The organism is Dokdonia sp. Asnod1-B02 (assembly GCF_045063955.1).
Taxonomy (GTDB): domain Bacteria; phylum Bacteroidota; class Bacteroidia; order Flavobacteriales; family Flavobacteriaceae; genus Dokdonia.
This window is the reverse complement of record NZ_JBEFNW010000002.1, coordinates 558,688-573,167: the sequence shown is the minus strand read 5'-3', so window position 1 is coordinate 573,167 and position 14,480 is coordinate 558,688. Positions and strand designations below refer to the sequence as shown.

The 14,480-nt window shown below is 38.1% G+C and carries 13 protein-coding genes; 10 read left to right on the top strand and 3 right to left on the bottom strand.

The annotated features are described in order from the left end of the window. Genes ACJJVU_RS02630 through ACJJVU_RS02620 form a run of 3 tightly spaced genes read right to left on the bottom strand, consistent with a single transcriptional unit; the run spans position 1 to position 2,810 of the window. Entirely contained in the window at positions 1–1,137 is a 1,137-nt protein-coding gene (locus ACJJVU_RS02630; protein ID WP_405221992.1) for an ATP-binding protein, read from the bottom strand. A 27-nt stretch (positions 1,138–1,164) separates the two neighbouring features. Further along, entirely contained in the window at positions 1,165–1,914 is a 750-nt protein-coding gene (locus tag ACJJVU_RS02625) for an SDR family NAD(P)-dependent oxidoreductase (protein WP_405221989.1), read from the bottom strand. 29 nt (positions 1,915–1,943) lie between these two features. After that, positions 1,944–2,810: an aldo/keto reductase family oxidoreductase gene (locus tag ACJJVU_RS02620; RefSeq protein ID WP_405221986.1), complete on the bottom strand. Its 867-nt coding sequence runs from the start codon at positions 2,808–2,810 to the stop codon at positions 1,944–1,946. A gap of 168 nt (positions 2,811–2,978) precedes the next feature. Here ACJJVU_RS02620 and ACJJVU_RS02615 point away from each other — a divergent pair, with 168 nt between their 5' ends. The 10 genes from ACJJVU_RS02615 (at position 2,979) to ACJJVU_RS02570 (ending at position 14,478) form a co-directional block, all read left to right on the top strand. Then, a complete protein-coding gene (locus tag ACJJVU_RS02615) occupies positions 2,979–3,983 on the top strand; it encodes a MoxR family ATPase (protein ID WP_108877319.1) in 1,005 nt (334 codons plus the stop codon). Positions 3,984–4,044: 61 nt separating this feature from the next. Then, entirely contained in the window at positions 4,045–4,911 is an 867-nt protein-coding gene (locus ACJJVU_RS02610) for a DUF58 domain-containing protein (RefSeq protein WP_405221982.1), read from the top strand. A 54-nt stretch (positions 4,912–4,965) separates the two neighbouring features. Then, on the top strand, positions 4,966–6,630 hold the full coding sequence (locus ACJJVU_RS02605; RefSeq protein ID WP_405221979.1) for a hypothetical protein: 1,665 nt from the start codon (positions 4,966–4,968) through the stop codon (positions 6,628–6,630). Next, positions 6,630–7,634, top strand: coding sequence for a vWA domain-containing protein (locus tag ACJJVU_RS02600; protein ID WP_405221976.1), 1,005 nt, complete (start codon positions 6,630–6,632; stop codon positions 7,632–7,634). Before ACJJVU_RS02605 ends, ACJJVU_RS02600 begins: the two co-directional genes overlap by 1 nt. A 28-nt stretch (positions 7,635–7,662) precedes the next feature. Next, complete coding sequence (locus tag ACJJVU_RS02595) at positions 7,663–8,697, top strand: vWA domain-containing protein (protein WP_405221974.1); 1,035 nt, start codon at positions 7,663–7,665, stop codon at positions 8,695–8,697. 53 nt (positions 8,698–8,750) lie between these two features. Further along, positions 8,751–9,689 carry a tetratricopeptide repeat protein gene (locus ACJJVU_RS02590; protein ID WP_379952837.1) on the top strand — a complete coding sequence of 313 codons (939 nt, stop codon included), beginning with the start codon at positions 8,751–8,753 and terminating at the stop codon, positions 9,687–9,689. Continuing rightward, positions 9,689–11,452, top strand: a complete 1,764-nt coding sequence (locus ACJJVU_RS02585) for a BatD family protein (RefSeq protein WP_405221971.1) — start codon at positions 9,689–9,691, stop codon at positions 11,450–11,452. Before ACJJVU_RS02590 ends, ACJJVU_RS02585 begins: the two co-directional genes overlap by 1 nt. A gap of 1 nt (position 11,453) precedes the next feature. Next, entirely contained in the window at positions 11,454–12,218 is a 765-nt protein-coding gene (locus tag ACJJVU_RS02580; RefSeq protein WP_405221968.1) for a tetratricopeptide repeat protein, read from the top strand. 257 nt (positions 12,219–12,475) lie between these two features. After that, the gene (locus tag ACJJVU_RS02575) at positions 12,476–12,775 is read left to right on the top strand and encodes a hypothetical protein (RefSeq protein WP_144782424.1); all 300 of its coding nucleotides are present in this window, start codon (positions 12,476–12,478) and stop codon (positions 12,773–12,775) included. A 125-nt stretch (positions 12,776–12,900) separates the two neighbouring features. Continuing rightward, positions 12,901–14,478 (top strand): SulP family inorganic anion transporter, encoded by a 1,578-nt coding sequence (locus ACJJVU_RS02570; RefSeq protein ID WP_405221965.1) that lies wholly within the window; start codon positions 12,901–12,903, stop codon positions 14,476–14,478. The last annotated feature ends 2 nt before the right edge of the window (positions 14,479–14,480 follow it).

Sequence of the window (14,480 nt, the reverse complement as noted above, 5' to 3'; positions counted from 1 at the left end):
TTATTCATAACGCACCTTTCTCAGAATACGCATGGCTTCCTTATATCTTCCGTAGACAGCACCATCTAAAACTTTTAAAAAAGGTTTTAAATCTACCAACTTCTGTATGGCGGTTTCAAAACCATTAAAATAACAAATCAAGTAAGTATTAGCTAGATTATACAAATCATTCCACTCCCCTTGATTAAGGTTTATACCTCGTTTAAGCTTATAAAAAATGACATTGTTGTTATTAAAAATGTGATACAATGTCTTTTTATCAATCACTGGTGGCTCAAAAACAAGCTTGGTTTCAATGGTATAAGTTCCGCTTTCGCGAAAGCGTATCACCACCTCCTCTAGTGGATAATATTTAAAGTGCTCTTGTACTCCCAAGTGTACGAATTCTTGAATTTTGAAGCAATCCTCATCATAAGTAATAGTTACCTCATCTAGTGTTGAGTAAAATAGTTTTACTTGTTCATTAATGAGCTCTATATCTACCCGAGAGTAGTACGTCTGACCTTTGACCACTTTTTTATTTCCTGCCCAGCACAACACAAACTGCTCTTTAAACACCTTATAAGTGCTCTCCATGTCTTTATGACGATGATTTACAAAGTCCATTACACCATCTAGCGTGAGACCTATGCTGTTTTTTGCGTGGTTTTCAATTGCCGCAACAATCTCACTATTTACATCTACAATATCCGACTTGAACGTCTTAGGCATAGACATACTCCCATCTCTAAAAAAAACCGTGCCACCCCAATATTTCCAGATATTACGCCGCAATGCCGTAAGCTTATCTTGTGCTCGTATGGTAACAAGTCCCACTACTTTATCCTGCGGCAAATTAGGAAAAGGAATATTCTCATAAGATATTATAGGAGGATTATCTAGGTATGCATTTATGAGATTCTGCAGTTTGCTGTCATCAAAAAATGGCACACCTATAATGGCATTTTCGCCGTCATCTACGCCTATTACTATGAACGAATTGTTCTTTGGGTTACTATTGGAAAGCGCACAAATGTGCTTTAAAAACTTTGCTTTCCCTTCTTTGTTACTGATGTCAATCTTACGCTTTTTGTCGTAGAAACTGTTCTCGTCATTATGAGCGAGTAAGTTCTTTACGAGAAGGCGTTTATTGATCATCGCATTATTTTATTAGTCAGCTTGCAATCAACTTTTATTTACAATAGTAGAAGATGCTTGTGCCGTACTAAGCACCACGAGATCAGCAATATTTACATGATAAGGTCTTGATACTACAAAATGAATAATGTCTGCAATATCTTCTGGTTGTAGGCAATCAAAACCTTGATATACCTTATCTGCTCGCTCATCATCATTTTTAAAGCGAACTTTACTAAAGTCAGTTTCTACCATTCCAGGATGCACTGCTCCTACTCTGATGTTAAATTTATTTAGATCAATGCGCATCCCTTGGTTAATAGCATCTACGGCATGTTTACTTGCGCAATACACATTTCCGTTAGGGTACACTTCTTTGGCAGCGGTAGATCCTATGTTGATTATATGTCCGCTTTTACGTGCGGTCATTTGTGGGATGACAGCTTTACTCACATAAAGCAATCCTTTGACATTAATGTCAAGCATAGCGTCCCAATCCTCTACAGAACCTGTTTGAATAGGATCGAGTCCGTGAGCATTACCTGCATTATTAATTAGTATGTCTATTTGTTTAAAATTTTCAGGCAGGTCTAAAATAGCTTTTTGTACATTCTCATTCTTTCTCACATCAAAATTGAGCGTATGTACTTGCACTAGCTTACTTAATTCATTTTTGAGCGTATCCAGTTCTTCTTGACGTCGCCCGCAGAGGATAAGGTTTATAGATTCATTTGCAAAGCGTATTGCTGTGGCTCTTCCTATCCCGCTGGTTGCGCCTGTTATAAGTGCTGTTTTCATTTCTTTTGAGGTTTTTTTTATTTTATAATCTACGCTACTTCTTCTCCTGTACTAGCTTCCAGCAGTTCAAACCAATCTTTTCTTTCAAGGTTGATCGCTACTGCTGCTACAGCATTTGTGATACGGTCTTTACTTGTAGTCCCTATAACTGGATGAATATTTGCTGGATGTTTGAGCAACCATGCTAGTAGTAGTTGGTCTTCAGTTGCGTTATACTTATCGCCCAGTTCTTTCAACTTTTTCTTGATACGCATATTCTGTGGAGTGTCTTCTCTAAAGACAGATCCCAGCGGACTCCAACTCATAGGTGTTATATGATGCTTCATCATATAATCTAGCGTTCCGTCTGTAAGTGAAGAACGCTCTGTGATAGAAATCTCGATTTGATTTGCGCTTACCTTACTTTTTGTAGCCACTAAATCTATACCTCGCGGTGTAAAATTAGATACCCCAAAATCCCTAATCTTGCCTTGCTGTTGTAATTGACTCACGGCCTCTTGCACTTCGTCTGGATCTAGAAGTGGGCTTGGTCTGTGCAATAAGAATAAATCTAGATATTCAGTACGCAGCTCTTTCAGCGATCTTTCGGCGCTTGAGATAATGTATTCTTTGTCGTATTGATAATGTTTTATGGTATTTTCTTTGCGAGCATCGCCTTTCATCTGGATACCGCACTTACTTATGATTTGTATGGTGTCTCTGGAGATATTCGCTTTCGCGAAAGCGTTACCCCATTCACCCTCAGTCGTGTAATCACCATAAATATCTGCATGATCAAAAGTGGTAATGCCTTTCTCCAAACAATGATTCATAGTCTCAATCATTTGCTGCTCGTTGAATTGCTTGCCCCAAACGCCCCACGTCATACAACCTTGAATAATTCTTGAAAATTTCATTATCGTTTTTTAATTTGCATTCTGAATAAAATTACTACTTCTAAAACTACCTAAATGTGTGCGAAGCCCTTTATTTTCCTTTATTTTTAACCAAATGTTAACAAGCTTTATAGGAATAAAATGTGATTTTGCGACGTTAGAAGTATCTGCTTAATAGAATTTGAAATTATGGAAGAAAATACTACTGCTATTGATATACAGGCTATCAATGAGAAGATAGAAAGAGAGAGTGCCTTTGTAGACATTCTCGCAATGGAAATGAACAAAGTAATCGTAGGTCAAAAACACATGATCGAGCGTTTACTTATAGGTCTTTTAGGTCGTGGTCATATTCTCTTAGAAGGAGTTCCAGGACTTGCAAAAACGCTTGCGATTAATACGCTTGCACAAGCGGTAGACGGGTCTTTCTCTCGTATACAGTTTACTCCAGATTTACTTCCAGCAGATGTAGTGGGAACACTTATCTATAACATGAAGCTTGCAGACTTTAGCATCAAGAAAGGTCCTATTTTTGCAAACTTTGTTCTTGCAGATGAGATTAACCGTGCTCCAGCCAAAGTGCAATCTGCACTGCTAGAGGCGATGCAAGAAAAGCAGGTAACCATAGGTGACGAAACTTTTATTCTTGACAAACCATTCTTAGTAATGGCAACTCAAAACCCTGTAGAACAAGAAGGTACTTACCCACTTCCAGAAGCACAAATAGACCGTTTTATGCTTAAAACGGTAATTGATTATCCAACAATAGCAGACGAACAACTTATTATACGCCAAAACTTAAAGGGTTCTTACGAGAAAGTAAATCCTGTAGTTACAGTGGCGCAAATTTTACGTGCACAAGAAGCCGTAAAAGAAGTATACATGGATGAAAAGATTGAGAAGTACATTCTTGATATCATCTTTGCAACTCGCTATCCAGAAAATTATGGACTAGCAGATCTTAAACCTCTTATTAATTTTGGAGCATCTCCTCGTGGTAGTATTAACCTTGCAACTGCTGCAAAGTGTTATGCTTTTATAAAGCGTAGAGGTTATGTAATTCCAGAAGATGTAAGAGCCGTAGTACACGATATCTTACGTCACCGTATAGGAATCACCTACGAGGCAGAAGCAGAAAATATCACCTCTGTAGATATCATTAACAAGATTGTAAATCAGATTGAAGTACCATAGTCTTTAGATTAAAAGATCATTTGTAACCCTCATATTATTACACAAAAGGCAACAAGAACCATTGGATACTAAGGAGCTCTTAAAGAAAGTACGCAAGATTGAGATAAAGACACGTAGACTGTCTGATCATATCTTTGGTGGTGAGTACCACTCTACGTTTAAAGGACGTGGCATGACTTTTTCTGAGGTGCGCCAGTATCAATTTGGCGATGATGTGCGTAACATCGATTGGAATGTAACCGCTCGCTATAGTGAGCCTTACATTAAGGTCTTTGAAGAAGAACGCGAACTCACAATGATGCTTGTAGCAGATGTTTCTGGGTCAGAATTTTTTGGTACAGATAAGCAATTCAAAAACGAGATTGTTACAGAAGTTGCTGCGACGCTAGCCTTTAGCGCCATGCAGAATAACGATAAAATAGGTCTCATCCTTTTTACAGATGAGATAGAATTATTTATACCTCCTAAAAAAGGAAAGTCCCACGTACTCCGCATCATACGCGAACTACTAGAGTTTAAGCCAAAATCTAAGAAAACAGACCTTTCTCAAGCTATTAAGTACTTAAGCAATGTAATGAAGAAGAAAGCAATTGTTTTTGTGCTTTCAGACTTTATTACAGATGGTTACGAGCAAACGATGAAAATCGCTGCAAATAAACATGATATTACAGGCATACGCATTTATGATGAGCGCGAGGAAAGCATCCCTAGTCTAGGTATTGTACAGATGGAAGATGAAGAAACTGGCGAACTCATGCTTGTAAATACAAGTTCAAAAAAGGTGCGTAATGATTACACTAATTATTACCGAGAACGTGTAGATTATTTTAAAGAAACCTTTAAACGTAGTGGTGCAGGAGTGATAGACGTAAGGACAGATGAAAGCTATGTAAAGAAGCTTCTAGGCTATTTTAAGAGAAGAGGGTAAGGTTAAAATAAAAAGCTAGATTAAAAATAATCTCGCATTAGATGATAAAAATTAATGAATAACAACATAACATACATAACAACTCCTAAGAATGCGATTCTTCGTGCGTTATCGTTAGTCTTATTGCTATTTATTTCTTCACTACAGGTTCAAGCGCAAGATGATGTGCGTGCAACCATAGATTCTACAAGTATTCTCATAGGCCAGCAAATCAATTACACAATTGAGGCGCTAGCAAATGATGGTGAAGCTGTTATTTTTCCAGAAGGACAGACTTTTAGTCCGCTGGAGGTTATTGAGAGTTATGCTATAGATACAGCAAGTTCTACCTCTGCTAGAATGAAGCTTATTAAAAAATATGGCTTGACACATTTTGACAGTGGTCGCTATGTAATCCCAAAACAAAAAGTAATTATAGGCACAAGAACGGTTGAAACAGACACCTTTCTTGTTGAAGTAAACAATGTGATTCTTGACACCGTAAATCAAGGATTATATGACATTAAACCTATCATAGAACTGCCAAGAGACTACAGCAACTGGTGGAAGTATCTGTTATGGATTATCCCAGTAGTGGTAGCGATTTCATTGTTTTTATGGTGGTTATTACGTCGCAACAAGAAACAAAAAGAAGCAGAGCAATACATCCCTCCTTTTGAGCAAGCAATGGCTACGCTTACAGAGTTAGATAGTAAAAACCTCATTGCCGAAGCTAAGTACAAAGAATACTACTCTGTGCTCACAGACGCCATACGTCGCTATTATGAGGAAAAGGTGTACGATCGTTCTATGGAAAGCACCACAGACGAGCTTATTGCCCGTCTTGAGATGGAACGCGATAGTGGTCATATCGATTTTAGCAAGCATACTATCGCTAGTATAAAAGATATTTTCAAACGTGCAGACCTAATAAAATTTGCGCGTGTTAATCCGCCAGAAGGAAAGGCACAAGCAGATAGACTTGCTGTAGAAGATATTGTAAAACAAACCAGAGAAGCATTACCACCTCCTACTGTTGAGGAATTAATGATGCAGGAGGATTATAGAGAGGAGCTTTCGCGAAAGCGTAAAAGGAAACTTTGGCTTTCTGGAATAGGCGGTATCCTCGCAATTTTACTACTCGCTACAGGAATAGGAATCGCTATTAAAGGATATAGTGAAGTGAAGGATTTTGTTTTTGGAAACATGACAAGAGAGCTCGCCGAAGGTAATTGGATTAATAGTGAATACGGTATCCCTTCTATGGTAGTAAGCACCCCAAAAGTTCTTACACGTCAGGAAGTTCCATTACCACCAGAGGCTCAAGGAAAGATTGAAGCAACGGCATTTGGATGGCAAACTTTTCCTGCAAATGTGACTATTGGTGTGTACCAATTTAAGTTCCCAAAAGGAGCCGATGTAAAAGTAGAACAATTGATATCTAGCCAGCTTGCTATGTTTGAAGCAAACGGATTCTCTGCAGATATTCTTAAGAGTGAGAAGTTTACAACACCTAATGGTGCAGAAGGTATTAAAACCTTTGGTAGTGGCTCACAAGTTATAGATCAAGAAAAAGGAACTGTAGATGCTGGAGAGTATGCGTTCATAACATTCCAAGCAGAAAATGTGATTCAGCAACTATTTATTAGTTGGCACGATGAAGATCCATACGGAAAAGAAATCGCAGAGCGCGTGATGCAAAGTGTCGAACTCCAGGCTAAAGAAAAAGAAGAGAACTAATGCTAAGCAATTTTGAATTTACTAATCCTGAGTTTTTCTGGCTGTTTCTAGCACTGCCAGTTGCCATTGCTTGGTATTTATGGAAACGCAAGAAGCAAACCCCAGCGGTAAAGCTTTCAAGCATTAAAGGTTTTAAAACTGGAAGTAGCTTACTACCTAAACTTAGACCTCTATTATTTATACTACGCCTCGCTGCATTAAGCTTAATAATCGTCGCACTAGCAAGACCTCGTAATGTGGAGGTATCTACTAAGACTAAAACCACAAAAGGTATAGATATTGTAATCGCAATAGACGTATCTGCCAGTATGCTGGCAAAAGATTTACGTCCTAATAGACTGGAAGCTCTTAAAAAAGTAGCTGCCAGCTTTATAAATGGACGTCCTAATGATCGTATAGGTCTTATAGAATATGCAGGGGAGAGTTTTACAAAAACGCCTATTACCAGCGATAAAAGTATTGTCTTGAGTGCACTTAAAAGTATCCAATACAATAACATTATAGAAGGAGGAACTGCTATAGGTATGGGACTCGCCACTGGTGTAAACCGTCTTAAAGACAGTAAGGCACTAAGTAAGGTGATTATTTTAATGACAGACGGTGAGAATAACGCAGGGCAAATAGATCCTCGTATTGCTGCAGAACTTGCTCAAGAGTTTGGAATTAAAGTGTATACCATCGGGATGGGAACAAACGGGATGGCATTATCACCGTACGCTCGTAATGCAAATGGAACTTTTGTGTATGAGAACATCCAAGTAACCATTGATGAGGAGCTACTAGAAGAAATTGCAGCCACCACCGGTGGGCAATATTTTAGAGCAACTAATAATGAGAAGCTACAAGAAATCTATAATGAGATAGATAAGCTTGAACGTACAGATGTAGAGGAGTTCAAATACACGAACTACGAAGAAAAATATCGCCCGCTTGTGTTACTCGCTGGGTTACTACTACTCATAGAATTACTGTTGAAATACACGGTCTTCAAGAGTTTTGTTTAAAAATAAATAGCGCTTCAAGAAAGCAACTATGTATCTATTAGAAGAAAAAATATGGTTTTGGTTACTGCTGGCTATTCCGGCGGTGATACTCTTGTACCTTGGTGTAATAATCTGGCAACGCAGTGCACAGAAGAAATTTGCCAATGCTAAGTTACTTAAGAAACTAAGTCCCAACAGATCTTACTTTAAGACTGGTCTTAAAGTCATAGTAGTATGTTTTGCCATATTATTTCTAGTTGTAGGGCTTGTAAATCCTAAAATAGGAACTAAACTAGAGACAGTAAAAAGAGAAGGTGTAGATGTGGTTTTTGCTATAGATGTCTCAAAATCTATGCTTGCAGAGGATATAGCTCCTAATCGAATAGAAAAATCAAAACAACTCGTTACTCAGATTATTAACAATCTAGGCAGTGATCGTATAGGTATCATCGCATATGCTGGTAGTGCTTATCCGCAGCTTCCTATTACTACAGATTATAGTAGTGCAAAGCTCTTCTTGAGCCAGATGAACACAGATATGTTATCTAGTCAAGGAACAGCTATCGGGGAAGCCATAGAACTTGCCAAAACCTACTATAACGACGAGGAGCAAACAAATAGAGTATTATTTATCATTTCTGATGGAGAAGATCACGTAGGTGAATCTTCTAATATAGCAGAGCAAGCAAACGAAGAGGGTATACGCATATTTACGATAGGTGTAGGTAAACAAGAAGGTGGCCCTATTCCTCTTAAACGTAATGGTATCGTACAGTCTTATAAAAAAGATCAAAATGGCGAGACTGTAATTACTCGTCTAGATGATACCACATTAAAAGAGATTGCCTCGGGAGCAAATGGAGAATATATTGATGGGAGCAATACTGCCACGGTAGTAGAAACGGTACAGAATTTGCTTAACGGAATGGATAAGAAAGAGTTTGAAGCAAAGCAATTTGCAGATTTTGAAGATCAGTTTCAGTGGTTTTTGGGAGCTGGATTATTACTATTGTTTTTAGACATCTTTTTACTTGACCGTAAGACTAGTTGGCTTAAAAAACTAAACCTATTCAACGATAATTAAACATCCTCACCAAATCACTCCCTCACAAGAGTGAAGTAATAGTGAAATGTACAATGAAACAGTTTATAACTAACATATCGCACAAAACGATGGCTCCTTTACAAGGTGCTAAGGACACACTATTTATAGTTGCCTTGCTCCTTTCATTTACCATCACAGCACAAGATAAAAAAGCGACTCCTCCAGAGAATCCTTATGCAGATCAAGCTCGAGAGCTCATTGTAGAAGGGACAGAAGCTATGGTTAATCAAGAAGGTGGTGTGGTTGATTTTAACGCTTTCGCGAAAGCGGAATCAAATTTAAGAGCAGCAATCTCATTGACACCAGAGAGTGTTCCTGCAAAGTATAATGCGGGTAACAATTACTACAAGAACAAAAGATGGGAAGAAAGTACAGATGCGCTGGTTAAAGCCACTGCAGTTGCTCAAACTAAGAAAGAGAAACATAAAGCGTTTCACAATCTTGGGAATGCTTTATTCCAACAAGAGCAATGGGATGGCGCAGTAGAGGCTTATAAAAATGCATTGCGTGCAGATCCTACAGATGAAGAAACTCGTTATAATTTACAACTAGCCAAGAAGGAGAAAGAAAATGACGGTGGCGGCGGTAGTGATAACGACGACAAGGAAGATCAAGACGAGGATAAAAAAGAAGACGAAAAGAAGGAAAACGAAGAAGGCGACGGAGATAAGAAAGAAGGAGAAGACGGTGATAAAGATGAAACCGATGATAAAGGAGAGGAAAAAGAGGATGATGGAGAAAAGAAGGAAGATGACAATGGAAAGCCTGAAGACAAGGATAAAAAGCAAGATGGTGGCGAGGGTGAAGAAGATAAAAAACAACCTCCACCACAGCCTAAACAGGGACAGTTATCTCCTCAACAAGTGCAAAGCTTACTAAAAGCTATGCAAGATCAAGAGAAGAAAACGCAAGAAAAGATGAACGCACAGAAGGTGAAAGGTGCTAAAGTCAAAACAGAGAAAGACTGGTAATGAAGATGAAATTAAACATACTAATTCTATTCTTACTCGCAACAATAACAACGGTTGCACAAGATGTACAGTTTAACGCAAAACTGAGTAAAAACAGACTAGGCGTAAACGAACGTTTACGTGTAGATTTTACCATGAATCAAGATGGTGACAACTTTAAGTCGCCAGATTTTGACGGCTTTACAGTAGTGGGTGGTCCTAGTCAAACTACAAGCAGACAGTGGATTAATGGGAAAGGTAGTTTTTCAAAAACATTTTCTTATTTCTTAACCCCTACACGACAGGGGAATTTAGAAATAGGCCAAGCAGAAATAACAGTAGGTGACCAGGTTTATAAGTCTCCAGCAGTTCCTGTAGTAGTCACTAGCGCTGTAGAAATACCTAAGGACCCGAACGACCCAACCTACCTAGCCAAAGAAAATGTACACCTCGTTGCCGAAGTTTCAAAAACAAGTCCTTACCTCAATGAGGCCTTTACGGTAGTATACAAACTGTATGTCTCAGAAACAACTACAGTAAGCAACTGGCGCGAGATTGAATCTCCAAAATTTGCAGATTTCTGGAATCAAAGTGCAGATGAGAAACAGTTTAAAATATATGATGGCACCTATCAAGGCAAGCCTTATAGATATGTCATCTTAAGACGCACCGTACTTTATCCTCAAAAAACTGGTAAGCTAGAGATAGAACCTCTTAGCCTCAGCGTGGCTGTGAGCGTTCCTACAAGTCGTAGAGACATTTTTGGAAGGCCACTCAGTAAAAGTGCAAATATTACAGTAAGTGCTGCAAACAGAACAGTAAACGTAAAACCACTACCAGAAGCGGGGAAACCCGAGTATTTTGGTGGAGCCGTAGGAGAATTTGAATTTGCAGTAACTACAGACAAAGACTCCCTAGACGCTGGCGAAGCATTCCAGATGAGTGTTGAGGTAAAAGGAAAAGGAAACTTAAAACTTTTTGAACTTCCAGAACCTACCCTTCCTAGCTCTCTAGAAGTTTATGAACCAGAAAATGGTGACCAGATACGCACTAACCTTGCAGGTATGAGTGGTATGAAAAAGAATTCTTACACGGTGGTTCCTCAGTATAAGGGAACCTACCCTATATCACCTCTCTCTTTTTCTTATTTCAACCCTAGGACTAAAACCTATGAGCGTCTTACGTCTGATGATATTGTCGTTACTGTAAATAATGGGCCTTTAGAAAATCCTGTGACTACGGATGCAAAGACAGCAGATGGTGAGCAGGTGGTTGCAGCGCAAAATCAGTTTCAATATATTAAGACAAAAGCCAACTTAACTCCTGTCTTAAAGGAACAGTTTTTTAAAAGTAATACTTTCTGGACCTTAGTGATTGTCCCTTTTCTATTAATTCCGCTTGCGATGATTATTCGTAAAAAGCGTGATGCGTATGCAAGCGATGTCACTGGTAATAGAATTAGAAAAGCAGATAAGCTAGCTCGTAAATTTTTAAGTACTGCAAAGAAAAGTCTAGGTAACCAAAAAGAGTTTTATATCGCAATGGAGCGAGCACTTCATAACTATCTTAAAGCAAAGCTTAGCATTACTACCAGTGAGATGTCTAAAGATCGTATCACAAGACTTCTAGAGGAAAGAAATGTAGAGACTGCTACTAATATTGAGTTTATAAGCTTACTAGAAAGCTGTGAGTTTGCAAGATACACTCCTACTGGAGACGTAGCTATGCAGCAAGATTATGACAAGGCGGTACGAGTAATAAGCACTTTAGATAAACAACTGTAACATGAGAAACGTAATCAATTATCTCGTAGTGACCGTTTTTATGCTAGCGGCCATTTTTACCACTGCACAAACACCAGGGCAGCTCTTTGAGCAAGGCAATAACCATTATGCAAATGGCCAGTTTCAAGAAGCCATAGATGCTTATAAAAAGGTGCTAGACGCAAATCAAGAAAGCGCTGCCGTTTATTACAATCTTGCAAATGCACATTTTAAGCTCAATAATGTTGCTCCCAGTATCTATTATTATGAGAAAGCAAAACAACTAGCTCCGGCAGATCAAGAGATAAAAAACAATGCCTCTTTTGCAGAGAAGATGACCATAGATGCCATCACCCCGTTACCAGAAAACACTTTTAAAAAGTGGTACAATAATGTACTTACATTACTCACTACAGACGGGTGGGCGTATGCAACGGTAATATTTGTTGCGTTGTGTACACTGCTATTTTTAGGGTACTATTTTACCGCTAGTTCTACTAAGAAACGTGCGTTATTTGTTTCATCATTAGTCAGTCTCGTGCTTGCTGTATGTTCTTTGTTATTTGCTTATTCCGCTTTCGCGAAAATATCCAAGGATAACCCAGCCATCGTATTTGCAAAAGAATCTCAAGTAAAAGGAGAGCCTACTTTATCAAGTCAAGAAGCATTCCTATTACACGAAGGCACAAAAGTAATGGTGCTGGAAACTGTCGACAATTGGAAAAAAATACTTCTTGTGGATGGGAGAACGGGCTGGATTCCCACTACAGATATTAGAGAATTGTAAAAACAACTCTTGCTCCTTTCACTCCACTACAAGAACAAATAATACACCTACTCTAGCCAATAGGGTAACACTATCAATCCCACAACTACGTTTTGCTCAAGCTTATTAAGATTAATAGCCCTTATAGGTATGTAATTAACTTAAGTATTCCCTAATAAAAGCCATAGTTATAAATGCTTGAGGCAATCATAAAAACTATTTTATGCCTTTTAGGAGGTATTAAATTTATTTATCTTTATCATTAATTATATTAAACAATGCTCAAGGCTTTTATCTTGTATTCACTAGCGTTAATGCTGTCCTTCTCTATTTTGGGCCCAGCATTTCTTGCGTTACTTGATAACGAAGCAGATATAGAGGTTGTACAGGATATTGAAGAGGAGAACAACGAGACCAAAAAAGAACTTGAAGAGTATGAAAAATTCTTCAGCGACCTTGCTTTTTTCCCGATTGAAGTAGACGAAACTGCTGAGCTTTCTAGCTATTCCTACTTTATGAGTACTTATGATTATACTCAGGATATTAATATCCCACCGCCAGACTATAGATTATCTTAACCCTGACTCTTTTACCAGGTATATGTAGAGGCGTAAACTTACGTTTCGTTTTCGCGTAAGCAAATCCACAATTTTTATTTAAAAACTGCACCTCTACTTTAATAGAAGTGTTCAAATCACGAATTATGTTCAAATATTTAAAAAACGACTTACCCGCAAGTGTCGTTGTATTTTTTGTAGCATTACCACTATGTCTTGGTATTGCTCTCGCCAGTGGTGCTCCGCTATTTTCTGGTCTTATTGCAGGCATTATAGGAGGTATTGTAGTAGGAGCTTTAAGTGGCTCTAAAATAGGAGTAAGTGGTCCAGCTGCAGGACTTGCAGCGATTGTTCTTACTGCGATTAGTGCTTTAGGTGGTTATGAAAACTTCCTTGTAGCAGTAGTATTAGGAGGAGTTATACAGTTAGTGTTTGGATTTTTAAAAGCTGGTGTGATAGGATATTACTTTCCTTCATCAGTAATTAAAGGAATGCTTACGGGTATAGGTATCATTATTATTTTCAAGCAAATCCCACACTTTTTTGGGTATGATGCAGATCCAGAGGGAGATTTTGCTTTTTTTCAAATGGATGGCGAAAACACCTTATCAGAACTAGGAAATATCGTCGGATCTATAAGTATAGGAGCAACATTAGTAGGAGTACTTGCCTTAGGAATACTCATATTATGGAGTAATGTTCTATCTAAAAAGGGAAAGATATTCCAACTTGTGCAAGGACCACTTGTCGCAGTTGCTGTAGGTATCATTTATTTTATAAGCACTCAAGGATCTGAATATGGAATAAGTACAGAGCACTTAGTAAGTGTACCAGTACCTGATAGTGTAGACAGTTTTATAGGTCAATTTGCTTTTCCAAACTTTGCAGCAATAACAAACCCAGCGATATGGGTAACAGCATTTACCATAGCACTTGTAGCAAGTTTAGAAACCTTATTATGTGTTGAGGCTACAGATAAACTCGATCCAGATAAAAATGTAACTCCTACTAACAGAGAGCTGCTAGCCCAAGGAACAGGAAATATCTTATCTGGTATGATAGGAGGACTTCCTGTAACACAAGTAATCGTAAGATCATCTGCAAACATACAGTCTGGAGGAAAGACTAAAATGGCAGCTATTATACATGGTTTCTTATTATTAATCTCTGTAATTCTAATACCAACCCTACTTAACAAAATACCATTATCAGTACTAGCAGCAATTTTACTAGTTGTGGGATACAAACTAGCAAAACCGTCTACTTTTAAAGCTATGTGGAGTGCTGGTTGGAAACAATTTGTACCATTTATAGTTACTGTAGTAGGTATCTTTTTTATAGATTTATTATGGGGTATAGGCCTTGGTCTTGCCGTAGGAATTGTTGTGGTTTTATTTAAGAGTTACAAGAACTCACACTTCTTACATAAAGAAGATATAAGTAATGGAGCTTCAAAAATGAAAATGACACTTGCCGAAGAGGTAACTTTCTTTAACAAAGGTGCTATTCTAAAAGAACTAGACAATTTACCTGAAAACTCGTATCTTGAGTTAGATGTGCGTAAAACGCGCTTTTTAGACAATGATATTATAGAAATTCTAGAAGATTTTGCTAGCAAAGCACAAAGCAGAAATATAAATATCAAACTTATCTCAGAACGTGGTATTGTAGAGAACCCACCTAGTTATATTGAATTCTTTAAACTAAGACCAAAAACAGCATAAAT

Bases quoted from the DNA above. Each gene is read 5' to 3' on its own strand.
- ACJJVU_RS02590 (WP_379952837.1), top strand. From the start codon at position 8,751: ATGAAACAGTTTATAACTAACATATCGCACAAAACGATGGCTCCTTTA.
- ACJJVU_RS02575 (WP_144782424.1), top strand. From the start codon at position 12,476: ATGCTCAAGGCTTTTATCTTGTATTCACTAGCGTTAATGCTGTCCTTC.
- ACJJVU_RS02570 (WP_405221965.1), top strand. From the start codon at position 12,901: ATGTTCAAATATTTAAAAAACGACTTACCCGCAAGTGTCGTTGTATTT.
- ACJJVU_RS02580 (WP_405221968.1), top strand. From the start codon at position 11,454: ATGAGAAACGTAATCAATTATCTCGTAGTGACCGTTTTTATGCTAGCG.
- ACJJVU_RS02605 (WP_405221979.1), top strand. From the start codon at position 4,966: ATGAATAACAACATAACATACATAACAACTCCTAAGAATGCGATTCTT.
- ACJJVU_RS02620 (WP_405221986.1), bottom strand. From the start codon at position 2,810: ATGAAATTTTCAAGAATTATTCAAGGTTGTATGACGTGGGGCGTTTGG.
- ACJJVU_RS02625 (WP_405221989.1), bottom strand. From the start codon at position 1,914: ATGAAAACAGCACTTATAACAGGCGCAACCAGCGGGATAGGAAGAGCC.
- ACJJVU_RS02585 (WP_405221971.1), top strand. From the start codon at position 9,689: ATGAAGATGAAATTAAACATACTAATTCTATTCTTACTCGCAACAATA.
- ACJJVU_RS02630 (WP_405221992.1), bottom strand. From the start codon at position 1,137: ATGATCAATAAACGCCTTCTCGTAAAGAACTTACTCGCTCATAATGAC.
- ACJJVU_RS02615 (WP_108877319.1), top strand. From the start codon at position 2,979: ATGGAAGAAAATACTACTGCTATTGATATACAGGCTATCAATGAGAAG.
- ACJJVU_RS02595 (WP_405221974.1), top strand. From the start codon at position 7,663: ATGTATCTATTAGAAGAAAAAATATGGTTTTGGTTACTGCTGGCTATT.
- ACJJVU_RS02600 (WP_405221976.1), top strand. From the start codon at position 6,630: ATGCTAAGCAATTTTGAATTTACTAATCCTGAGTTTTTCTGGCTGTTT.